24 protein-coding genes and 1 tRNA gene are annotated in these 20457 nt (G+C 59.6%); 13 read left to right on the top strand and 12 right to left on the bottom strand.

The features are described from left to right. On the bottom strand, positions 1-550 hold a 550-nt coding region (locus JHD62_RS17640), incomplete at its 3' end, for a LysR substrate-binding domain-containing protein (protein ID WP_199103996.1). A gap of 582 nt (positions 551-1132) precedes the next feature. On the opposite strand from JHD62_RS17640, the gene JHD62_RS17635 reads away from it, so the two are divergent. The 3 genes from JHD62_RS17635 to JHD62_RS17625 all read left to right on the top strand — a co-directional run bounded on the left by JHD62_RS17635 (position 1133) and on the right by JHD62_RS17625 (position 2969). Beyond that, positions 1133-1705 carry a hypothetical protein gene (locus tag JHD62_RS17635; protein ID WP_199103995.1) on the top strand — a complete coding sequence of 191 codons (573 nt, stop codon included), beginning with the start codon at positions 1133-1135 and terminating at the stop codon, positions 1703-1705. A 65-nt stretch (positions 1706-1770) separates the two neighbouring features. Next, a complete protein-coding gene (locus JHD62_RS17630) occupies positions 1771-2604 on the top strand; it encodes an EAL domain-containing protein (RefSeq protein WP_199103994.1) in 834 nt (277 codons plus the stop codon). 98 nt (positions 2605-2702) lie between these two features. Then, a complete protein-coding gene (locus JHD62_RS17625; protein ID WP_045844841.1) occupies positions 2703-2969 on the top strand; it encodes a hypothetical protein in 267 nt (88 codons plus the stop codon). A gap of 90 nt (positions 2970-3059) precedes the next feature. Here the strand turns inward: JHD62_RS17625 and JHD62_RS17620 are convergent, their stop codons facing one another. The 4 genes from JHD62_RS17620 to ilvA all read right to left on the bottom strand — a co-directional run bounded on the left by JHD62_RS17620 (position 3060) and on the right by ilvA (position 6202). Beyond that, on the bottom strand, positions 3060-3515 hold the full coding sequence (locus JHD62_RS17620; protein WP_199103993.1) for a hypothetical protein: 456 nt from the start codon (positions 3513-3515) through the stop codon (positions 3060-3062). A 32-nt stretch (positions 3516-3547) separates the two neighbouring features. Further along, positions 3548-3787: a hypothetical protein gene (locus tag JHD62_RS17615; RefSeq protein WP_199103992.1), complete on the bottom strand. Its 240-nt coding sequence runs from the start codon at positions 3785-3787 to the stop codon at positions 3548-3550. Between the two features lie 183 nt (positions 3788-3970). Next, positions 3971-4618, bottom strand: a complete 648-nt coding sequence (locus JHD62_RS17610) for an HAD family hydrolase (RefSeq protein ID WP_199103991.1) — start codon at positions 4616-4618, stop codon at positions 3971-3973. 54 nt (positions 4619-4672) lie between these two features. Beyond that, positions 4673-6202, bottom strand: a complete 1530-nt coding sequence (gene ilvA, locus JHD62_RS17605; protein ID WP_199103990.1) for a threonine ammonia-lyase, biosynthetic — start codon at positions 6200-6202, stop codon at positions 4673-4675. A 222-nt stretch (positions 6203-6424) separates the two neighbouring features. On the opposite strand from ilvA, the gene JHD62_RS17600 reads away from it, so the two are divergent. The 4 genes from JHD62_RS17600 to lipA all read left to right on the top strand — a co-directional run bounded on the left by JHD62_RS17600 (position 6425) and on the right by lipA (position 9533). Further along, positions 6425-7573: a D-alanyl-D-alanine carboxypeptidase family protein gene (locus tag JHD62_RS17600; RefSeq protein WP_199103989.1), complete on the top strand. Its 1149-nt coding sequence runs from the start codon at positions 6425-6427 to the stop codon at positions 7571-7573. A gap of 93 nt (positions 7574-7666) precedes the next feature. Further along, a complete protein-coding gene (locus tag JHD62_RS17595; RefSeq protein ID WP_045844888.1) occupies positions 7667-7945 on the top strand; it encodes a YbeD family protein in 279 nt (92 codons plus the stop codon). Between the two features lie 20 nt (positions 7946-7965). Further along, the gene (gene lipB / locus JHD62_RS17590; RefSeq protein ID WP_062787754.1) at positions 7966-8589 is read left to right on the top strand and encodes a lipoyl(octanoyl) transferase LipB; all 624 of its coding nucleotides are present in this window, start codon (positions 7966-7968) and stop codon (positions 8587-8589) included. Further along, positions 8586-9533, top strand: a complete 948-nt coding sequence (gene lipA / locus JHD62_RS17585; RefSeq protein ID WP_045844835.1) for a lipoyl synthase — start codon at positions 8586-8588, stop codon at positions 9531-9533. Before lipB ends, lipA begins: the two co-directional genes overlap by 4 nt. Before the next feature lie 104 nt (positions 9534-9637). On the opposite strand, the gene JHD62_RS17580 is transcribed toward lipA, so the two are convergent. Next, positions 9638-10141, bottom strand: a complete 504-nt coding sequence (locus tag JHD62_RS17580) for a prolyl-tRNA synthetase associated domain-containing protein (protein ID WP_199103988.1) — start codon at positions 10139-10141, stop codon at positions 9638-9640. Between the two features lie 77 nt (positions 10142-10218). On the opposite strand from JHD62_RS17580, the gene JHD62_RS17575 reads away from it, so the two are divergent. After that, positions 10219-10971: an ABC transporter substrate-binding protein gene (locus tag JHD62_RS17575; protein ID WP_199103987.1), complete on the top strand. Its 753-nt coding sequence runs from the start codon at positions 10219-10221 to the stop codon at positions 10969-10971. A 3-nt stretch (positions 10972-10974) separates the two neighbouring features. Here the strand turns inward: JHD62_RS17575 and JHD62_RS17570 are convergent, their stop codons facing one another. From JHD62_RS17570 to JHD62_RS17550, 5 genes are all read right to left on the bottom strand, one after another. Next, entirely contained in the window at positions 10975-11379 is a 405-nt protein-coding gene (locus JHD62_RS17570) for a hypothetical protein (protein ID WP_199103986.1), read from the bottom strand. An 80-nt stretch (positions 11380-11459) separates the two neighbouring features. Continuing rightward, positions 11460-11545 (bottom strand) — tRNA-Tyr (locus tag JHD62_RS17565). 75 nt (positions 11546-11620) lie between these two features. Beyond that, positions 11621-12394: a sulfite exporter TauE/SafE family protein gene (locus JHD62_RS17560; protein WP_233161063.1), complete on the bottom strand. Its 774-nt coding sequence runs from the start codon at positions 12392-12394 to the stop codon at positions 11621-11623. Between the two features lie 552 nt (positions 12395-12946). Then, positions 12947-13162, bottom strand: coding sequence for a hypothetical protein (locus JHD62_RS17555; protein WP_199103985.1), 216 nt, complete (start codon positions 13160-13162; stop codon positions 12947-12949). A gap of 24 nt (positions 13163-13186) precedes the next feature. Next, on the bottom strand, positions 13187-13627 hold the full coding sequence (locus tag JHD62_RS17550; RefSeq protein ID WP_199103984.1) for a TraR/DksA C4-type zinc finger protein: 441 nt from the start codon (positions 13625-13627) through the stop codon (positions 13187-13189). A 534-nt stretch (positions 13628-14161) separates the two neighbouring features. On the opposite strand from JHD62_RS17550, the gene JHD62_RS17545 reads away from it, so the two are divergent. Continuing rightward, positions 14162-14365, top strand: a complete 204-nt coding sequence (locus JHD62_RS17545; protein WP_045844829.1) for a cold-shock protein — start codon at positions 14162-14164, stop codon at positions 14363-14365. 176 nt (positions 14366-14541) lie between these two features. Then, positions 14542-15117 carry a cysteine hydrolase family protein gene (locus JHD62_RS17540; protein WP_199103983.1) on the top strand — a complete coding sequence of 192 codons (576 nt, stop codon included), beginning with the start codon at positions 14542-14544 and terminating at the stop codon, positions 15115-15117. Here JHD62_RS17540 and JHD62_RS17535 read toward each other — a convergent pair. Next, positions 15114-15674 carry a phospholipase D family protein gene (locus JHD62_RS17535; RefSeq protein WP_199103982.1) on the bottom strand — a complete coding sequence of 187 codons (561 nt, stop codon included), beginning with the start codon at positions 15672-15674 and terminating at the stop codon, positions 15114-15116. The two genes, JHD62_RS17540 and JHD62_RS17535, sit on opposite strands and share 4 nt — an antisense overlap. Positions 15675-15861: 187 nt before the next feature. Between JHD62_RS17535 and JHD62_RS17530 the strand changes: the two genes are divergently transcribed. The 3 genes from JHD62_RS17530 to JHD62_RS17520 form a co-directional block, all read left to right on the top strand. After that, positions 15862-17328 carry a DUF945 family protein gene (locus JHD62_RS17530; RefSeq protein WP_199103981.1) on the top strand — a complete coding sequence of 489 codons (1467 nt, stop codon included), beginning with the start codon at positions 15862-15864 and terminating at the stop codon, positions 17326-17328. A 74-nt stretch (positions 17329-17402) separates the two neighbouring features. After that, positions 17403-18620, top strand: a complete 1218-nt coding sequence (sbcD, locus tag JHD62_RS17525; RefSeq protein WP_199103980.1) for an exonuclease subunit SbcD — start codon at positions 17403-17405, stop codon at positions 18618-18620. Further along, the coding region (locus tag JHD62_RS17520; RefSeq protein WP_199103979.1) for an AAA family ATPase at positions 18617-20457 on the top strand (1841 nt) is incomplete at its 3' end. The genes sbcD and JHD62_RS17520, both read left to right, overlap by 4 nt.

Below are 20457 nucleotides of genomic sequence, written 5' to 3'. Positions count from 1 at the left end.
CAGGCGCAGGGCTGGTCAGCGAGGAGGCCAGATACAGCTGGTCTTCAAACAACGGTACGGCCAGCAGGCCCGGCAGGCTGCCCTCGTCCGGCAGCGACATCAGCAAGGCGTCCACCGTCTGGCTGTGCAGCTTGTCCAGCAGCTGGGCGTTGGAACCCAGCTGCAATTCGATGGCCAGTTCCGGGCGGCGTAGCTTCACCCCCATCACCAGCCGTGGAATCAGCTCCACCGTCAGCGAATACATGGCGCCGATTTTCAGCTGCGCTGCGCCAAAGCCGGCTTTTTCCCGCGCCTTGCGGATGCCGTTTTCCAGTGTCCGCTCGGCGTCCTCGGCTGCTTCGGCCAGTGCCAGCGCGGCAGGCAGCGCAATCAGCCGACGGCCCTCGTGGCGGAACAGCGCACAGCGCATGGCGTCTTCCAGCGAATGCAGGGCACGGTGCACGCTCACCGTACTCATCTGCATGCGTTCAGCCGTGCGCGGCAGGCTGCCGGTGGCGACAAAGGCGGCCAGGGTCTGCAGTTTGCGCAGGGTGATTTCTTCACTGATCATCGTGTTGCCTTGCCGGTGGTGGCTGCCCGTGCCCGGAAACAAGAGGGCCGGGCAGGCTGCACATGTTTTGTCTGGATGAAATGGCGGTAATGGCCCGCCGTAGTGGAAGCAGAAAAAAGAGTGAGCATGGCAAGGGGCGGTGTTCTGCCGACGGCCTGAATAGGCCAGCCCTGCCAGATGCAGCAACAAATCTGACCGATTTGTACCGGAGCCTTACCGCCTGTGCAACCGGGGAGGAAGGCAAAAGCATCCGTGGAATAAAAATTGCCCACCCGGCAAGGGGTGGGCACAAGTTCCATAGGATGGAGGAGGATTAACGCAGGCAGTATCCCGGCCAGGGGAAATTGCGTCCAGCATGACTTTTGCAGAGTTTGCGTCATATCAATACCGGCATGTCGATTTGTGTTCCGGGATGCGCTTGCGACGGATTTGTGCAGTCGATAGCAGATAAATGCATGTCGAATTGAAGATTGATGATTTTTCTTCTGCGGCGGTAGCGGCTAGAGTGCAGGGAGGCCGTGTCTGCGCCAGATGCTGTCATACACCAATACGCATTAATGCCTGCCGCCGGTCAGGCCGCTCATGAATCCATTGCTCACACGTTTTTTGCACACCATCCATCCCGCTTACTTCATGGAATTTCCGTTATGGAATACCGCTGATGGAGAAGTGGTGGGGGAGTTCCTCAAGGTAAGGCTCGCCAGCCGCTTTGCACCGGTCAGCGATGCTGCCGGTGAGCCGCTTGGTGTGCTGGCCAGCCTGCATGCCGTGGCCCCCGGTGGCGAGCCGATTGGCGGCGAGGTGTTGTCGCGCCTGACCGGGGTGAGCGAAACGCCGGTAGTGCTGGACCGCTTCATCCGTTGCCTGCATCTGCTCAATTACCTGCACGGCCAGCATCAGGACAAAATCCTGTTATTGCCCGTTTCCGTGGCCTTGCTGGAACGGGTGAGTCAGGACCACGGACGGGTGTTTCGCCAGATTGTCGATCAGCTGGCCATGCCGGAGCTGCAAATCGGCTTTGTCCTGCCTGCTGACTATGCTGAGCAGCCCGACCGTTTGCAGGCCCTGCAGCAAAGTTATGCGCGCCATGGTTTTGCCACTTATGTTGCCAGTGCTGATGACGAAAGCATCCTGCACCGGCTGAAAGCGGCCTGAAGCAGGGTGCCAGGCCCGCTGGTGGTGATCTGGCCATCAGGCAGTGAAATCAAGATAGGACATGCATGCAGTTGAACCGTTTGCTGAGCTATTTCAATCAATGGCCGGTGGGGGTTGCCCAGCACCGGCCCACGCTCAGTTTTTCCGACCATGGCGCTTTCGCCATGTATGGTGGATTACGCTTGTACAGTGCATTCCAGCCCATCATGCATGCGCACACCGGTCAGCCGTTTGCTCATGAGGCCTTGTTGCGGGTGACCGACCATGAGGGCCAGCCCATGGCCATCGACCGTTTTTTTGCCCGCGCCGGCGGTGCAGAGGAACTGGTGTATCTGGACCGGCTGAGCCGGGTGGTGCATGCGCTGAATTTTTCCAGCCAGGCCGATACCGGTGAATTGCTGTTCCTGAATGTACACGGGCGGCATTTGCTCAGCATTGCCAGCGGCAAGCATGGCACCACCTTCGAAACCCTGTTGGGCTATTGTGGCCTGCAACCCGAGCAGGTGGTGCTGGAGATTGTCGAATCGGAAATAGAAGACCTCGCCTTGCTGGATGCTGCCATCAACAGCTACAAACGCAAGGGATTCCGCATTGCCATCGACGATTTTGGTGCCGGCCATTCCAATTTTGACCGGCTGTGGCAATTGACGCCGGATCTGGTCAAGCTCGATCGCAGCCTGTTGACACAATCCATGGTGAACCCGCGGGCTCGTACCGTTTTGCCGGGGCTGATCAGCATGATTGCGGCACTGGGTGCCCAGGTGGTGTGTGAAGGAGTGGAGACCGAAGCCCAGCACCAGCTGGTGGTGCAGTCAGGTGCTGCGCTGTTGCAGGGTTTCTATTACGCACGGCCCGCTGTTAGCCTGTTTTCAGCCCGCGCGGCCAGTCACGCTGCCTGATGCCGTACATGGCATTCGTCGGTTTGCCTCAAGACGGGTATAATCCCGCTCCATTCGCGTCATTCCGACATGACAAGCCAAGGTAACGGGAAGTAAAGATGACTGAAGATCAAATCAAATGTTGCTGGTGTGACGAGGTATCCAGCCGGGCCCAACTGACTGGGCCGGCCGGTAATCTGTGCCCGCACTGTGAAGAGCCGGTACTGCCATCGACGTTTGGTGAACTGGAACTGGGCCAGGATTTTGCCTGCAGCCTGGGTGGTTCCTGGAAGAAAATTTCCGACAGCAAGGCCGAGATGCACGACGCCGCACCGTCCGACAAGCCTTGCGAGTTCAAGCCGGCAGAAGTGGTTTACCCTTTCTGATCCGGCCATCACGCTGCTGACGCAGCCGGATGGACAAGAAGCCGCCGCCAGAGTGATCTGGCGGCGGCTTTTCTTTGCCTGCAGCCCTTGTCAGGCGTCTGGCTCCAGCAGGGTGATGCTGGCAATGTCCAGATGGTGCAGCAGCTCGCGCAAGATCAGCAAGCTGCCCATGGCTGCCTGTGTGCTTGGCAGCCCGCTGGCCAGGCCGCCTTCCACCGCATTGGCCAGGCGCGAGAACAGGTTTTCTACCTGTTGGCGCTCAAGCCGGCTGCCAGCGGTGTCTGGCACGCCGCACAGGCTGGCCAGTTGCCGCAGTTCCGCATCGCTGCTGTACACCGTGTCCAGTGCCAGGCGCTGTGGCCAGCTGGCACTGATGGCGTCTTCCACCTGCATGATGGCCATCTCCAGCCCGGCAGCCGTTGGCAGTAGTGTGTGACTGTCAACGGGCAGTGCCGACTGCCAGCCTGTCGGCATGCTGTGGGCCGGTTGTGCCGCCTGAGCCAGGCTGGTGTGCTGTGCGGCGATATGCAGTTGGTAGCGGGTCATGATGGACGGCCTTGTCTGTCAGTACTTGTCGTTTAGTGATTGATTCCGGCGTTGTGCTGGTTTTTCTGCAGCAGCGCAGCCTGCCAGGCGGCATTGTCACGGGCGATTTCGGCCTGGCGCGCTGCCGGTAATTGTGCGTCGGCGGCGCGGATGGCGGCTTGTTCGGCTTGCCAGGCGCTGACATCGGCGCTGCTGGGGTAGCTGCTGTGGTGGGCGGCCAGGGCGGCGGTGCTGAAGCTCAGGGCCAGCAGGGTGAGGGCGAAGTGTTTCATGGAAGGCATCCTTGTCGGGTTTGCGCTGTCAGTCAGCGGATGGATGCAGTGTATTGATTACTCGTAATGTGAAAAATATCAGTCTGTTCAAGATATTGTTTCTTATTGGTGTTTAATCGTGCAAAAGAAAACCCGCATTGGCCGGTGGCGACATGCGGGTTGTGGTGCTTGCTTGATTCTGGCTCACAGGTGCTGCAGCAATTCCAGCGGATGGTTGATGCTGATGTCGGCACCCCATTGTTCCGGCTGATCCTGCGCCGAGATATAGCCCCAGCTGGCCAGTACGGTTTTCATGCCCACCACGCGGCCGGCCTGGATGTCGCGCTCGGCATCGCCCACATACAGGCAGTGCTCCGGAGCAATGCCGATCTGGCTGGCCGCATGCAGCATGGGTGCCGGGTCCGGCTTGGGTACGCCTACCGTATCTCCGCTGACGGTGACGGCCGGGCGGCTGCTAAAGGGCAGGGCAGGCACCAGCCGGTCGGTAAAACGCATCGGCTTGTTGGTGATGATGCCCCAGGTCAGCCCCTTGGCGGTAATGCCGTCCAGCATGCTGTTGATGCCGTCGAACAATACGGTTTCGTCGGCAAAGCTGTGCTCGTAGTGGTCTAGAAAACGCAGGCGGTATTCTTCGAAACGCGGATGTTCGCGATCAATGCCAAAGCCCAGGCTCACCAGCCCGCGTGCGCCATGGCTGGCAATCGGGCGGATGGCGGAGTAGGGCTGCGGCGGCAGGCCTTCTTCGGCCAGCAGACGGTTGAGGGCGGCGCCCAGGTCGCGCGCGGTGTCGGCCAGGGTGCCGTCCAGATCGAACAATACGGCTTGAATCATGTGCAATGCCTGTAGCAAGAGTCTGCTGCCGGCATTGTGCGCCGGCAGGCAGGGTTAGCGGATGGTCTTGCCCAGGAACAGCTTGTAGGCCGGGTTGTCGGTTTCTTCCACATAGGGGTAGGCCAGACCATCCAGGAAGCGCTGGAACTCGGCATTATCGCTGGATGGCACCTGAATGCCTACCAGTACGCGGCCATAATCGGCACCGTGGTTGCGGTAGTGGAACAGGCTGATGTTCCAGTTGGTCTGCATGCCTTCCAGGAAACGCATCAGCGCGCCCGGGCGTTCCGGGAATTCAAAGCGCAGCACGCGCTCGTCCTTCAGCTGCGGGGCATGGCCGCCTACCAGATGGCGGATGTGCAGCTTGGCCAGCTCGTTGTCGGTCAGGTCCAGCCCTTCCAGGCCGTTGGCTTTCAGTTCGGCAATGATGCGTTCCGAATCCTGCTTGCCGCTGATCTGCACCCCGACAAACACATGGGCGGTGCCGGGGTCGGCAAAGCGGTAGTTGAATTCGGTGATGTTACGGTTGCCGATCACCGAACAGAACTGCTTGAAGCTGCCCGGTTTTTCCGGAATGGTGACGGCAATGATGGCTTCGCGGCGCTCGCCCAGCTCGGAGCGTTCCGACACGTGACGCAGGCGGTCGAAGTTCATGTTGGCGCCGCAATTGATGGCCACCAGCGTCTGGCCGCTACAGCCTTCGCGTTCGATATAGGCCTTGGCGGCCGCCACGGCCAGTGCACCGGCCGGCTCCACGATGGAGCGGGTGTCTTCGAAAATGTCCTTGATGGCGGCGCACATGGCGTCGGAATCCACCAGCATGATTTCGTCCAGCAACTCGCGGCAGATGCGGAAGGTTTCTTCGCCCACCAGCTTCACTGCCACGCCATCGGCAAACAGGCCCACGTCTTTCAGTTCTACGCGCTCGCCTTTTTCGATGGACTGCTTCATGGCGTCCGAATCCACCGGCTGTACGCCGATGATTTTGATTTCCGGTTTAAGGCGCTTGATGAAGCTGGCCACGCCGGCAGCCAGACCGCCGCCGCCAATGGCGACGAACACGGCATCGATATGGCCGGGGTGCTGACGCAGGATTTCCATGCCGATGGTGCCCTGCCCGGCAATCACGTCCGGGTCGTCAAACGGCGGGATGTAGGTTTTGCCGGTTTCGGCTACCAGTTTCATGGCGTGCTGATAGGCATCGCTGAACGATTCGCCATGCAAGACTACCTTGCCGCCACGGCTGGTCACGCCGTCAATCTTCACCTGCGGGGTGGTTACCGGCATCACGATGATGGCTTCACAGCCAATCTTCCTGGCCGATAGCGCCACGCCCTGGGCGTGGTTGCCGGCACTGGCGGTAATCACGCCGTTGGCCAGCTGATCCGGCGTCAGCTTGGCCATCTTGTTGTAGGCGCCACGCAGCTTGAACGAGAACACCGGTTGCAGGTCTTCGCGCTTCAGCAAAATGGTGTTGCCAGTACGGCGGCTCAGGTTGTTGGCGGTTTCCAGCGGGGTTTCCACTGCGACGTCATAGACGCGGGAGGTGAGGATGCGCTCCAGGTAGTCTTGCTTGTCTTGCATGGTGATGCCGATGTCCTTGTCGTGCTTTTTTATTGAACTGTCAGAGTAGCAGGAACTCCAAGCCGCCGGGAAGCCGTGTCGCCATTTTCATGCTGCATTGCCGCAAGCAGGTCGTTATTGACGGCCAATTGCGCCAAAACCGGGCATTTACGGTCAACGTTGCAGTCTGGACGTGTATAATCACCGGCTATTGTTTGTACCCCTCACCCGTTGTCGATCTCAATGAAAACCACCATCACCCGAATTTTGCTGGCCGCCAGCCTGGCCATGCCTGTTGCTGCCTCCGCGACCGCTGCCTTTGTTCCGCCTGTGCCCGAGATTGCCGGCAAGGCGTTTTATCTGGTCGATTTCAATAGTGGCCAGGTGCTGGCCGCCCAAGACCCGGATGCCCGCGTGGAACCGGCCTCGCTGACCAAGCTGATGACCGCCTACCTCACCTTCAAGGCGGTGAAGGAAAAGCGCCTGTCGCTGGACCAGATGCTGACCGTGTCCAACCGTGGCTGGAAAACCGACGGCTCGCGCATGTTCCTCGACCCGAAAGTGCCGGTGAAGGTGGATGACCTGATCAAGGGCATGATCGTGCAGTCCGGTAACGATGCCTGCGTCACCCTGGCCGAAGCCATTGCCGGCAGTGAAGAAGTGTTCGCCCAGCTGATGACCCAGCAGGCGCAGAAACTGGGCATGAAGAATACCCAGTTCCGCAATGCCACCGGCCTGCCGCATGCCGATCACTACACCACCGTGCATGATCTGGCCATCCTGTCCGCTGCGCTGATCCGTGATTTCCCGGAGTTCTACCCCACTTACTCCATCAAGTCCTTCACCTATAACAAGATTACCCAGCCCAATCGCAACCTGCTGCTGTATCGTGACCCCAACGTCGACGGCATGAAAACCGGTTACACCGATACCGCCGGCTACAATATGATTACCTCCAGCCATCGCGATGGCCGCCGGGTGATTTCGGTGGTGGTGGGTACGGCCAGCCCGGAGGCGCGCGCCAACGAAAGTGCCAAACTGCTGAATTACGGCTTGCAGTTTTTCGAAACGCCCAAACTTTACAGCGCATCCAAGCCTGTTTCCGAAGTGCCGGTCTACAAGGGCGCAGCCAAGTCGGTACCGGTTGGCTTTGCCCAGGATGTATTCGCCACGGTGGCCAAAGGTCAGTCGGCTCAGCTGAAAGCGGACATGTCCACCATGCAGCCGCTGATTGCCCCGATCAAGGCCGGTCAGACAGTAGGCAAGCTGGTGGTGAGCCTGGATGGCAAGCCGCTGCTGGAGCGCCCGGTGGTTGCCTTGCAGGCCGTGGAAGAGGGTGGTTTCTTCAGCCGCCTGTGGGACAGCATCAAGCTGATGCTGGGCTGGAAGTAAACCGGCTTTTGATTGACGCCCCGCCTGCCGGGGTTCGGCAATGGCCTGCATCGGGTGATGCGGGCCTTTTGCCTTTGCAGAATCGAGTTGAACATGGCTGAAAACAGTACTGAAAAGCAGGAAATCATTGAATTTCCCTGTCGCTTCCCCCTGAAGGTGATGGGCGAGCGTCACGACGAATTTGTCGTCACCATGACCGAAGTGGTGCGTGTGCACGCGCCCGACCTGGCCGAGCATGATGTCACCCTGCGGGAAAGCTCGGGTGGACGTTTCTATGCGCTGACCATTACCGTGAATGCCACCTCGCGCCAGCAGCTGGATAATATCTACCTGTCGCTCACTGGCCACCCCATGGTCAAGATGGTGCTTTAAACCAACGTGGAGCCAAGCGCGTGCAGCGTCTGATCAAGCATTTGGGCCTGGTGGACTATGAACCTACCTGGCGGGCCATGCAGGCCTTTACCGATACCCGCACGGCCGAAACGCCGGATGAACTGTGGGTGGTGGAGCACCATCCGGTATACACGCAAGGGCTGGCTGGCAAGCCGGAACACCTGCTGCGCCTTACCGACATCCCGGTGGTGAAGACCGACCGTGGCGGTCAGGTCACCTATCATGGTCCGGGTCAGCTGGTGGTGTATTTGCTGATTGATTTCAAGCGCATGCATATTGGCGTGCGCGAACTGGTGCGCCGCATCGAGCAGTCGGTGATTGACATGCTGGCCGGGCAGGGCATTACCGCCAATGGTGACGTCAATGCGCCGGGTGTGTATGTGGACGGGGCCAAGATTGCCTCGCTGGGCCTGCGTATCAAGAACGGTGCGGTCTATCACGGCCTGTCACTGAATGTGGACATGGACCTGACGCCGTTTGGCTGGATCAACCCCTGTGGCTACGAAGGCCTCAGGGTGACGCAAATGAAGGATTTGGGGGTGGATAAAACCCTGGCGCAAGTAGCCGATCTGCTACTGCCCCAGCTGGAAAAACACCTGACCGTGGTGAAGGAGACAGCATGAAGTTGGATAACGAGGCAGGAGTCAAGCATAAAGGCGCCGCCAAAACCGCACGTATTCCCATCAAGATCGTGCCGCTGGATGAAAAGCTGAAAAAGCCGGAGTGGATTCGCGCCAAGCTGCCCACTGGCCAGCGTTTTCATGAAATCAAGCAGATTCTGCGCGACCAGAAGCTGCATACCGTGTGCGAAGAAGCTACCTGCCCGAATATCGGCGAGTGTTTCAGCAAGGGCACGGCCACCTTCATGATCATGGGTGATATCTGCACCCGTCGCTGCCCCTTCTGCGACGTGGGTCATGGTCGTCCCAATCCGCTGGACGAAAACGAGCCCAAGCACCTGGCCGAGAGCGTGGCCGCCATGCGCCTGAAGTATGTGGTGGTGACTTCGGTAGACCGCGATGACCTGCGCGACGGTGGTGCCCAGCACTTTGCCGACTGCATCAGCGCGGTACGTGCCGCCTCGCCCGGCACCCAGATCGAAACCCTGGTGCCGGACTTCCGTGGCCGTCTGGACATCGCGGTGGACATTCTCACCACCACGCCGCCGGATGTGATGAACCACAATCTGGAAACTGTGCCGCGCTTGTACAAGCAGGCCCGTCCCGGTGCCGACTATGCGCATTCCTTGCAGTTGCTCAAGGACTACAAGGCCAAGAATCCGGAAGTACGCACCAAGTCCGGCCTGATGGTGGGCCTGGGTGAGACCGACGAGGAAATCCTCGAAGTGATGCGTGACCTGCGCGCTCACAATGTGGACATGCTGACCATTGGCCAGTACCTGCAACCGTCCGATGGTCACCTGCCGGTATTGCGCTACGTCCACCCCGACACCTTCAAGATGTTTGAAGAAAAAGCCTATGAAATGGGCTTTGCCCACGCTGCAGTCGGTGCCATGGTGCGCTCCAGCTACCATGCCGACGTACAAGCCCACGAGGCTGGCGTGTAGCATTCGACCGGGTTGCATCTGCTCAGGCGGGCTGCCTGTGCTGCCGAGGTTCAGTTGGTGGCGCAGGCAGCCTTTTTCATTGCTGGCTGTCCGGTCTGTGCGGTTCAGATTGGCAGGCAGGGCAGTGACATCACCCGTGCCGGGTGGCGGCAGTTGTCAAGAAAACGCAGCAGGTCCCCGGTGTCGATGGCCAGTGTGCTGGTATTTACCAGCGGGTGGCAAAGTACCGTGTCCTGCTGCGCCACGGTCTGATCAATAATGACATCGACCAGCCCGGCGCAATCGTTGACGACAGCCAGCAAGCTGACGGCGCCCGGTGTCAGTCCCAGCGTGGCCAGCAGCCGCTCGGCCGAGGCAAACCCAAGGTTCTTGATGGCCAGCAATTCGCCAAGGGCTTTGAGGTTCAGCCTTGCGCTGGCCGGCAGGCACAGCAGCAGGTAACGCCCGGTTTTGCCAGCCTTGAGAAACAGGTTCTTGCTGGCCAGACTGCCGGGTATTGGTGCCAGTGTGCTGGCTTCCGCGCAGGTAAAGACAGCAGGGTGATCAAAGCGCTGATAGTGAATGCCTTGTGTATCCAGTAGCTGGTACAGGTTGTGAGGGTCTTTCATGCTTTTTCATATCGAAATGACAGTTGTGTTAATGGTATCTTGCTAGTCTGTCCGCTTGAAGAGGTGTGCGCTCCAGGATGAAACGTGCATTCACAACCGTAATGCAGCACATCAGCAGCGTCTGGCCATGCCTGATGTTCGTGCTGCCAGCAGAGGCGGCAGTGGTGGCTTGTGGTGGAGATAACCAATGGCCGCCGTCGTCTTACCAGCTTGCATCAGCTGCGGATGTGCAGGGCTTTTCCCCGGATGTGCTGCGCACCATCCTGGGGCCGGAGGCCGGCCTGCAAATCCGGCTGATGCCGTTTGCCCGTTGCCTGGCGCTGGCCGAGCAGGGCAGTCAGGTGCAGATCGTGATGGCTGCGAGCCGTGCGCCTGCGCGGGAGAGTAAGTTCCTGTTCACCCGTTCTTATCTGGAATTGCATCCGGTGAGCCTGACCATGCAGCCCATGCTGGCAGGTAGCGACCGGCTACCATGGTGTGGTCTGAACGGTTTCAATTATCAGGCCTTTGGCTTGCGTGCGGAGGAGGTGGACCGGGGCTCGGCCAATTATCCGGACCTGCTGCGCAAATTGCGCGCCGGGCATTGCCGTGGTTTTGTCGAGTACCGGGAGGTGTGGCAGGGTTTGTTGCGGCTGGGTGTGTTGCAGCCGGATCAACTACCGCCGCTGGTGCTGCGTCCGCTGCCGGGCAGGCCAGCGGTGGAAGCTTCATTCATGATTTCGCGCCGCATGCCGGGGGCGGAATTGCTGCGTCAGCAGCTGGACAAGGGTTTGCAGGCACTGGCTGCGCGGGGAGAGCTGGCTGCCTTGCTCAAGCGGCAATTGCCCTGAGACTCAGGGCTGACGTCCTGCTTTCAATTGCTGGTAATCGGCCAGCACGCCATCAATCAGCGGCAATATTTGCTGCAGACCGTCACTGTCCGGCAGCTGGTCGAATTGCAGGTTGGCATCCAGCTGTTGCAGGCAGCGCCGGGCGGCGGTGCACACTTCCACCGCGGCATTGAAATCGGCCGGGCTCATTACCTTGCCATTACGTACCTTGCGATAGTGGATGCCGGCCATGATGGCGTATTTTTCCGCAAGTTCGCCTTCGGCAAAGCGGTTGGCACGCTGCATGGCAAACAGTTGATCCATGATGCGGCGGCAGGCCTCTTCGGTGCGCTGAAAGCGCTTTTGTTCGACCAGGCGTGCTCCCTGGCTTGCACTGGATTTGCCTGCTTTGCCGTTCTTGTTTGCCATGGCTGTGTCTCCCGCTGGATGGTGCCGCTGCAGACGGCATGCAAAAGGCCCGAACGCAATGTCGGGCCTTTTGGGAATGCTGGTGGAGGGAGAAGGATTCGAACCTTCGAAGGCTGAGCCGCCGGATTTACAGTCCGGACCCGTTGACCGCTGGGGTAACCCCTCCAAAAGAGATCGGCATGATAGCGAGGCTGTTTTACAGCGTCAAGCCCCTGATAAAAATTTCTGGCTGCCTGTTTGCTCACCCGTCTACTGCTTGGCGGCTCGGCGCGACTGGTACAGCATCAGGATGGCGGTGGCGATCAGCATCAGCGCAAACACTGTCCTGAGGCGTCGTTCCGGCAGGCGGTGCGCCCAGGCCACACCCCCAGGAAACGGTGCAGATGCCGCCAATGGCCATTGGTAAGCCCAGCAGCCAGTTGATATGGCCAGCATGGCCGTAGGTCCACAATGCCACCAGCGCGCCGGGCACCACCAGGGGCAGTGCCAGCCCCTGGGCAACGGCCTGTTTCTTGCCGAAACCCTTGATCAGGATGAGCGCTGCCACAATACCGGCCCCCACGCTGAACAGACCGGCAAACAAGCCGCCAACCACCCCGACTAGTGGCAGCAGCCGTTCAGGCCAGGGCTGGCGTGGAGCGGACTGGCGTTGCTGAGGGGCCAGGGCAAAGTAGGCTGCCAGCAACAGCAGGAAGACGGCAAAGCATTGCCGCAGCAGGGTTGCATTCATGTCTACGGCCAACTGGGCGGCAGGGTAGGTGCTGATGATGGAGGGCAGCCCGATCAGCGCAGCAGTGCGCAGTGGGAAGGGGTTGCGTTGGCGATGGCACCAGAAGCCGATCAGCACATTAGGGGTCATCATCACCAGTGCCGTGCCCTGGGCCAGGGCCTGGTTCATGCCGTACAGCATTGCCAGCACCGGTATGGCCAGAATGCCGCCGCCTATGCCCAGCAGGCCGCCCAGTGCGCCCAGGCCTGCGCCCAGTAGCAGCGCTTCCATGATTTGCCATGGCATGGCGCACTCCTTGGCGATGTGAAAGCCGCCAGGTTTACTATGTGAACCGGCAGGGATAAGGCATCGATAAATAAAACATCATCAAGTTTGAAATGGTAATGAATGCGCTGGCTGGCTGACAGTCACGAGCTGGCCTGGCGAGGCGTGCTGGTACTCAGCCGTCAGTGCGGCTTGGCATCGTCGTGATGCGGACTGCCCCGAAGGGTGTTGGCCGCAGCCGGGCTGCCCTGCATCGCCCGCTGGTAGTAGAGGGCGGGCACGCGGGCCGGCACCAGAATACTGCGTGGCCGCAGGTTCGGCAGTGCCGCATAAGCAGCGCTGTAATGCGCATTGTCCGCTTAAGGGTGCAGCGGTGTGCGGCGCGCATAGGACGCGCGCTGTTCTGTGGCACCTTGTTTCAATGCGGGCCAGGTGGCTATCGGCTCTGGCGGATGGTCATGCATTACGCCTGCTTTGCAGTAGCAGGCCAGCTTGTGTGACTGGCTGTTTTTCGGCAGGGTTTGCCTGCATGCTCGGTCAAAACCTGATGTCCTGTTGGAAGGGGCGGTGCCACTAGCGAAATAGCAGGTTGCTGATATTGGCCAGGGTAAGTTCGTTACTCAGATCGTTTTGCAGGCGCAAGGAAAAGTCCCGGACAAAATCGGCCAGCAACTGGGCGTGATGGCTACCAGACTGTGCATCTGTCAAAGACAGGATGGTGCCGGGATTGCTTGCGGCGACTTTCAGGACAAGGGACATGGCCAGTGCATCGGCCAGTGATTTGTGCATGTTATTGTTTCCGTAACGAATTGTTTAATTCCTGCTGCCACTGGAGGCGTAGGCGCGGTTGTGTATTTCCAGTCGGTCCTGCACCTCGATGGTGAGGGTGGCTGTTGGCAGGGCGTTGAGTCGTGCCAGGCCGATTTCCTCACCGGACCGTTCGCACCAACCGTAGCTACCGTTGGCAATGCGCGCCAAGGCCTGCATCACGGTGATGATGCACTGGCTATCCTGCTGGTGGACTTTGACTTCCATTGTATGGTCCTGCTCCAGGCTTGCCCGGTCGGAGGGGTCGGCGCAGTTGCCCTGGTGACGCAATAATTGCCTGCTGTTGTGCATGTCCTGCTGCAACTGTTGCAATCTGCAGGTCAGCTTGTCATGAAAATACGTCAGTTGGGACGGACACATATAGCTTCCGTTCGGAATGGGATTGGACGAGTCTGCGCCATGCTGGTGCGCGGCAGGATAGGACATATATGTCTCCGGGCGGCCGGGTCGGGCCGCATGGCTGATCAAAAGCTTGGGTGGGCAGCCGCTATGTCTGGCTCAGGCGCTGGTCGGGGAGTGAATGCCAATGCGGTGAGGGGGCGGTGGGCAAGTGCTGCAAGCGGGATTTGCCAAAACATTCTTGGCATGTCCACCTTAGTCTTTTCAGGGTGCTGCCACCATCAGTCTGTGCCGGATTGTGGTAATGCCTGTCTTGCTTGCCAGCATGACATTGGTAAAAAAAACGGTGAGAGGCTTGCTGTCATTGAGCTGAACCTGGTAAATGCATCGAATGGATATTCAGTAGTCGGCAATTTATTTTGCCAATTTGGCAGATAGTGTTTGACCAATAGCCTGGAGGTGCGTATAACGGTCCTGCAAGATTTCAAGCGTTGTGCCTATTTCGTTACAGTGGTGTCCCTCCTTCCCGAGTGCCTAATTGTTCAAATATCTATCCCTTGAAGTTCTTGTTGTTTGAGCATTTGCTCTGTTTTTAATGTTTTTTTATGTCAGGGATATATCATGGAAACCGGCACCGTTAAATTTTTCAATGACGCCAAAGGCTTTGGCTTTATCACTCCGGATGCAGGCGGCGACGACCTGTTCGTACATTTCTCCGAAATCAAGGTAGACGGCTTCAAGTCGCTGCAAGACGGTCAGAAAGTAAGCTACGTTAAAGCTGCTGGTCAAAAAGGCCCGGCTGCTACCAACGTACAGCCGCAGTAATTCACGGGCTTTGCCTGTGTGATGGCTGAAGCCCGGTGCTTCGGCTGCTGAAAAACCCACCCGACTTACGTTCCGGTGGGTTTTTTCATGGGCTGCGGCCGTGTATTTGTCATGCATGCTGCTTTGACAGGGGCCGGGGCTGTTAAGCTGGACAATCAATCCCGGTGGAGTATTGCATGCAGCCATTTCCTATTCCTGACAACAGCCTGTTGCTGCTGATCGACCTGCAATGTGCGGTGGATGACCCCAGCTGGGGGGCGCGTAACAACCCGCAGGCAGAAACTGTTGCCGGCGCATTGTTGTCGGCATGGCGCCAGCAGCGGCGCCCGCTGTGCCATGTGCGGCACGACTCGGAAGAGCCTGGCTCCACCTATCGGCCAGGCCAGGCCGGTCATGCCTTCAAGCCCGAAGTCATTCCGCTGCCGGAGGAGTGGGTGCTGGCCAAACATACCAACTCGGCCTTTATCGGTACCGACCTGCATGCGCGTTTGCAGCAGATGGCTTGCAATACCCTGATTGTTGTCGGAGTGGCCACCAGTAACTCGGTGGAAGCCACCGTGCGCATGGCGGGTAATCTGGGATACCAGGTGTACCTGGCTGAAGATGCCTGTTTTACATTTGGCCGCATGGATTGGGCCGGCAACTGGCGTACAGCCGATGAAGTGCATGCCATGTCGCTGGCCAATCTGCATGGTGAATACTGCCAGGTCTGTCATTCCACTCAGTTGCTGGCAGCACTGGCTGCCGCTTAACGCGGAGCGGGGTCGGCTGCCGCCAGGGGTTCTGCCTCCTGCCACAGGCGCTGCCATTGTGATTCGTAGCGCGCAGCCAAAGCCGGTGCATTCCAGATGATCAGTACATTCTCGGCATTCTTGCTGGCGGCCGAGGCGGTGTAGTTGAAGCTACCGGTCTGCACATGCTGCTGATCAATGATCATGAACTTGTCATGCAAAATGGCATATTTCCCGTTTAGTCTTACTGGAAGCTGCTGATTGGCCAGATAGCGCGTTGCGCTGTACTGGCGCTGGTTTTCCTGCATGTCGGCCACCACCGCTACTTCCACGCCGCGTCGTTTTGCTTCCAGCAAGGCGGTGGCCACCGGTTTGCTGGTGAAGACGTATGCAGCCAGGTGGATGGAGCGCCGGGCTTGTGCAATGCCCTTGAGTACCAGTTGCAATGCCGCCGGATCGGGAGCAAACGCAACTTCGGTCGTCATGGTTGCGGTCGGGTTTTGGAGGGTAGTGTCGGCGGCTGCGTTGAGACTCAGGACAAACAGGCCAAGACATATCGCGCGATGTGCAGGCTTCATGTGTGTATTTCCAGTTGGAAGTGGTTGCTGGTTTGCAGCATATGCCTGCCACCAGCCATTCTGTTGTCGCTGATTATTGTCTTTCATCATGAGTTCTTTGTTTGTGCGCCTCATTTTTAAATTATTTACTATTCTTTATGCATGTTTGGCATGTGTAGCTGACAGGGTAAAGCATGAAGGGGAGCAGATGAAAACGACAAAACTGGCAGCACTGGCTGCTACAGGACTGGTTCTGGGCTGGGTGCTGGTGCTGCCCGGCATCGTGGGTGTGCGCACCGAAGACAAGATCCGCAATGATATCGACAGCCTGCAGCAAAACAAACTGATGCCATGGACAGTGAAGGTGGATCATTACGACCGTGGCTGGTTCGGCTCCAGTGCCCGTGTGAGCTACAGCCTGCCGCTGGCTGGCCAGACGCTGCGGTTTGCCGTGGATTACAAGGTGAACCAGTTTGCCATTCCCCTGCAACGCTGGGCGCGTACCGACTACACCATCACTCCGCTTGATGCCAGCGGCAATAATAGTGGCAATCCTCTGGCCATCGAGGCGTGGAGCATCAAAACCTTCTTCGGTCGCACCGACACCACGCTCAAGGCGGATGAGTTACATTGGGCCAGTCCGGATGGCAATGCACTGGATCTGCGCAAGCTGCTGGCCACCATTCAGACTGAAGACGGCCATCCCATGCAGTACAGGATGAACATGGCTGGCGCCACCCTGCGCGTGGCCGTGCCGGCTGGTGCCGGTGGCGTGGTACAGCTGGTGCTGGGCAATTTGCAGGCGGATGGACATCAGGCCGCCATGGCATCGGTCAAGGACAGCTGGCAGATGGATGCGCAGCAAAAGCTGGAGTCCATGGAGCTGCTGGTCGACAACAATTCGGTGCTGCGGCTGAATGGCTTGTCGCTGGATGCCGCCATGCAGGACAAGGGCAGTCTGGTGGACATGCTGTATCACAGCCGGGCGGAAAAAGGGCAGCTGGGGCCGATCAACCATGCCTTTGCCATCAAGGATGCCCGGATGGACTTCTCTTATGCCAACATCAACAAACAGGGTTATGCCGACTGGCAGAGCAAGGCCAATCAGCTCTATGCCAACCCCGGTAATGCGGATGCGCTGGCCATGCAGCAGGCCAGCGCACAGGTATTGCTGGACAGTGCCAGCAGCCTGCTGGCCAGTTCGCCTGCCTTCCGGATCGACCAGTTTGGCTTCCAGACCGACAAGGGCGGACTGCATGGCAGTCTGGAGCTGCGTTTTGATGGCAATGGCATGCCGACCGGTGTGCAGACCGCGCAAAGCATTCTGCCACTGCTGCGCGACCGCCTGAGCGGCAGGGCAGCCATGCAACTGGATCGTGGCCTGCTTAACGAGCTGGCTGGGCAAGCCGCCGGCAGTGCCGACACCGCCCGAACAGCGCAGATGATGGATGCCAGCATCTCGAGCGCGGTGCAGCAGGGGTGGCTGAGTGATAACGGGCAGCGCCTGAGTGCCGACTTCAGCTTCAACCGGGATGGCGCGGTGCTCAATGGTCACCCGCTGCCGTCCATGGCAGGCTTGCTGGGTGGAAATCCGGCTGTCGCAGCGCCTCAGGCAGCAGCACCGGCAGCCGCTCCCTCCGGGGAAAAAACACCGGATCAGGCTCCGGCCAACTGAGCGGGCAGGACAAGAGCCGCGCGTGTTGCGGCGGCTCTTGCTAGAATGCGCTGTTTTCCGGCAAGAGCGATGGCATGCGCATTCTTCACACTTCGGACTGGCATCTGGGCCAGCATTTCATGGGCCGCAGCCGTCAGGCCGAACATCAGGCACTGATCGACTGGTTGTTGCAGCAAGTACAGCAACAGGCTGTGGATGCAGTACTGCTGGCGGGCGACATTTTCGATACCGGCGCGCCGCCCAGTTATGCACGGGAACTCTACAACCAGCTGGTGGTGCGCCTGCATGATGCGCACTGCCGGCTGATCCTGCTGGGCGGCAATCATGACTCGGTGGCGACGCTGGAGGAAAGCCGTCCCTTGCTGGCCTATCTGGGTTGCACCGTCATTCCGGCAGTACAGGAAGACCTGTCGCGCCAGCTGATTACCCTGCACGATGCCGCAGGCAACCCTGCTGCGCTGCTGTGCGCGGTGCCCTTCATCCGCGCCCGTGATGTATTGCAAAGCCAGGCTGGCCAGAGTGCCGAGGAAAAACAGCTGGGCTTGCAACAAGCCATTGCCGCGCATTATCAGGCCCTGTACCAGCTGGCCCGTGAGCACGGCGAAGCGCTGGGGCTGCAACTGCCCATTCTCGCCAGCGGCCACCTGACTACCGTGGGGGCCAGCAGCAGCGAATCGGTGCGCGATATCTATGTCGGCGCGCTGGATGCCTTCCCCACCAATGCCTTCCCGCCGTTCGACTACATCGCGCTGGGGCATATCCACCGCCCGCAACTGGTAGGTGGCCATGCACATATCCGTTACAGCGGCTCGCCCTTGCCATTGAGTTTTGATGAACTGGGTCAGGACAAGCAAATGCTGCTGATAGAAACCGGTGCGAGGGCAGAACTCAACATCACTGCGTTGCCGGTGCCATGCTTCCAGCCGCTGGCCAGCCTGCGCGGCACGCTGGCGCAGCTGCAGCAAGCCATACCGCAAGCCCTGGCCGGGCTGGCTGCCGACCAGCATCTGTGGCTGGAAATCACGGTGGAGGGCGATGATTACCTCTCTGACCTGCAAGGCCGTATCCAGGCCATGCTGGACGGACAGCCTGCCGAGCTGCTGCGCCTGCGCCGCGCCCGCAGCCAGCAAGCCGTCAGCATGCAATCCGAACGCAGCACGCTGGACGAACTGAGCCCGCAGGAAGTGTTTGAACGCCGCTTGCAGCTGGAAGAGCTGGAAGCGCCACTGGCCGATGCATTGCGCCAGCGTTATCGGCAAGTATTGCAGCAGCTGCAGGAGGAACAGGCATGAAAATCCTTACCCTGCGGCTGAAAAACCTCAACTCGCTGCAAGGCGAGTGGAAAATCGACTTCACCCGCCCGCCATTCCGGGATAACGGGCTGTTTGCCATTACCGGCCCCACCGGCGCAGGCAAATCCACCTTGCTGGATGCCATCTGCCTGGCGCTGTACCACGAAACCCCGCGACTGAAGACCATATCGGCCAGCAGCAACGACATCATGACCCGCCATACCGCCGATTGCCTGGCCGAGGTGGAGTTCGAGGTCAAGGGCAAGGCCTACCGTGCGTTCTGGAGCCAGCGCCGCGCCCGCGACAAGGCAGATGGCACCTTGCAGGCAGCACGGGTGGAGCTGGCCGAGGCCGATGGCACCATCATCACTACCCACAGCAACGAAAAGCTCAAACGGATTGCCGCCATCACCGGGCTGGATTTCGCCCGCTTTACCAAATCCATGCTGCTGGCACAGGGTGGTTTTGCCGCTTTTCTCAATGCCAGTCCCAATGAACGGGCCGAATTGCTGGAGGAGCTGACCGGCACCGAGCTGTACGGCGAGCTGTCGCGCCGCGTGTTCGAACAGGCAAGGGACAGCCGCCAGGCCCTGCAACAATTGCAGACCCAGGCTGGTGCGGTCGATCTGCTGGATGAGGCCGAACGCGAGGCCATGCAGCAGCAACTTGCAAACGCACAGCAGCAACAGCAGCAACTGGCTGGACAGCAACAAAAGCTGGCGCAGGCACTGGACTGGCGCCGCCAACTGGCCCAGCAGGAAGAGCAGGTACAGAGCGCCAGTCAGCAGCTGGACAGCGCTCGCCAGGCGCAGCAGGCCGCAGCCGGGCAGCGCCAGCAATTGGCAGATGGCGAGGCTGCCAGTCAGATCCTGCCGCCATACCAGCAATGGCAGGGCCGACAGCAGCGGCTGGAACAGATCCGCAGCAGCTTGAATACGCAGGAAGAAGCGCTGCAACAGGATCAGCAGCAATGGCAGCAACTGAACTGGGATGGTCTGTGCCATGCCACCTCGCTGGTTGACAGCTTGCAGCAGAAGTTGCAACAAGGCCGCTTGCGCTGGCAGCAATGGCAAGCCCGGCAACTGTCGACACCACAGCTTGCCAGCCTGGGCAGTCAGCTGCCCTTGTGGCGCAGCCAGTTTGGTCAGCTAAGCCAGCTGCAACAGCGCGTGGTGCAGGCCGGGCAAGAGCACGGCCATTTGCAAGCGGCACTGGTCAGCCAGCAGCATAAAATTGATCAACAGCAACAGCTTTGCGCGCAGGCCGAAGCCAGTGCGCAGGCTGCCATAGAGGCAGAAGCGGCAGCGGCGGCGGCCCAGCCGGCAGACTTGCCGACATTGCGTCAGCACTGGCAGCAGGCCGGGCAAACGTTACAAGGCTGGCAACAGGCCGAGCAATTGGCCGGGCAGTTGCAACAGGGCGCGCAGGAGTTGACCGCGCTGGAGCAAGACATGGCCAGCAGGCAGGCGCTGTTGCCGGAATACGAACAGACCCTGACTGCACTGCGTGCGCAATACCGCCAGCTACAGGAACAGTTGCTTGACCGCCAGCGCCTGCTGGAAATGGAATTGCGCATTCAGGGGCTGGAAGCCCAGCGCGCCCTGTTGCAGCCCGGCCAGCCTTGCCCCTTGTGCGGGTCGGAACAGCACCCGCTGGTGGAGCGTTACCATGCGGCAGATGCGTCGGCGGCCCGTCAGGGCGTGGCGGAAATCCAGACCCGTCTGGAAACGGTACAGGCAGAAGGACATCAGGCCAGTTTGCGACTGGGCACCGCGCAGCAACAGCTGGCCAGCTTGCAGCAGCAATGGCAAGCGCAGCAGGAACGGCAGCAGCAGGC

The organism is Aquitalea sp. ASV11, assembly GCF_016429185.1.
Lineage (GTDB): Bacteria > Pseudomonadota > Gammaproteobacteria > Burkholderiales > Chromobacteriaceae > Aquitalea > Aquitalea pelogenes.
The sequence above is the reverse complement of the archived record's forward strand: the minus strand, read 5'-3'. Positions and strand labels throughout refer to the sequence as shown.

Coding starts and splice junctions, on each gene's coding strand:
- lipA (WP_045844835.1), top strand. CDS start 8,586: ATGAAGTTGGATAACGAGGCAGGAGTCAAGCATAAAGGCGCCGCCAAA.
- JHD62_RS17545 (WP_045844829.1), top strand. CDS start 14,162: ATGGAAACCGGCACCGTTAAATTTTTCAATGACGCCAAAGGCTTTGGC.
- JHD62_RS17615 (WP_199103992.1), bottom strand. CDS start 3,787: ATGAAACACTTCGCCCTCACCCTGCTGGCCCTGAGCTTCAGCACCGCC.
- JHD62_RS17560 (WP_233161063.1), bottom strand. CDS start 12,394: ATGCCATGGCAAATCATGGAAGCGCTGCTACTGGGCGCAGGCCTGGGC.
- JHD62_RS17570 (WP_199103986.1), bottom strand. CDS start 11,379: ATGGCAAACAAGAACGGCAAAGCAGGCAAATCCAGTGCAAGCCAGGGA.
- JHD62_RS17635 (WP_199103995.1), top strand. CDS start 1,133: ATGAATCCATTGCTCACACGTTTTTTGCACACCATCCATCCCGCTTAC.
- JHD62_RS17535 (WP_199103982.1), bottom strand. CDS start 15,674: ATGAAGCCTGCACATCGCGCGATATGTCTTGGCCTGTTTGTCCTGAGT.
- JHD62_RS17630 (WP_199103994.1), top strand. CDS start 1,771: ATGCAGTTGAACCGTTTGCTGAGCTATTTCAATCAATGGCCGGTGGGG.
- JHD62_RS17580 (WP_199103988.1), bottom strand. CDS start 10,141: ATGAAAGACCCTCACAACCTGTACCAGCTACTGGATACACAAGGCATT.
- JHD62_RS17540 (WP_199103983.1), top strand. CDS start 14,542: ATGCAGCCATTTCCTATTCCTGACAACAGCCTGTTGCTGCTGATCGAC.
- sbcD (WP_199103980.1), top strand. CDS start 17,403: ATGCGCATTCTTCACACTTCGGACTGGCATCTGGGCCAGCATTTCATG.
- JHD62_RS17610 (WP_199103991.1), bottom strand. CDS start 4,618: ATGATTCAAGCCGTATTGTTCGATCTGGACGGCACCCTGGCCGACACC.
- JHD62_RS17600 (WP_199103989.1), top strand. CDS start 6,425: ATGAAAACCACCATCACCCGAATTTTGCTGGCCGCCAGCCTGGCCATG.
- JHD62_RS17550 (WP_199103984.1), bottom strand. CDS start 13,627: ATGTCCTATCCTGCCGCGCACCAGCATGGCGCAGACTCGTCCAATCCC.
- JHD62_RS17530 (WP_199103981.1), top strand. CDS start 15,862: ATGAAAACGACAAAACTGGCAGCACTGGCTGCTACAGGACTGGTTCTG.
- JHD62_RS17555 (WP_199103985.1), bottom strand. CDS start 13,162: ATGCACAAATCACTGGCCGATGCACTGGCCATGTCCCTTGTCCTGAAA.
- JHD62_RS17575 (WP_199103987.1), top strand. CDS start 10,219: ATGAAACGTGCATTCACAACCGTAATGCAGCACATCAGCAGCGTCTGG.
- ilvA (WP_199103990.1), bottom strand. CDS start 6,202: ATGCAAGACAAGCAAGACTACCTGGAGCGCATCCTCACCTCCCGCGTC.
- JHD62_RS17620 (WP_199103993.1), bottom strand. CDS start 3,515: ATGACCCGCTACCAACTGCATATCGCCGCACAGCACACCAGCCTGGCT.
- JHD62_RS17625 (WP_045844841.1), top strand. CDS start 2,703: ATGACTGAAGATCAAATCAAATGTTGCTGGTGTGACGAGGTATCCAGC.
- JHD62_RS17595 (WP_045844888.1), top strand. CDS start 7,667: ATGGCTGAAAACAGTACTGAAAAGCAGGAAATCATTGAATTTCCCTGT.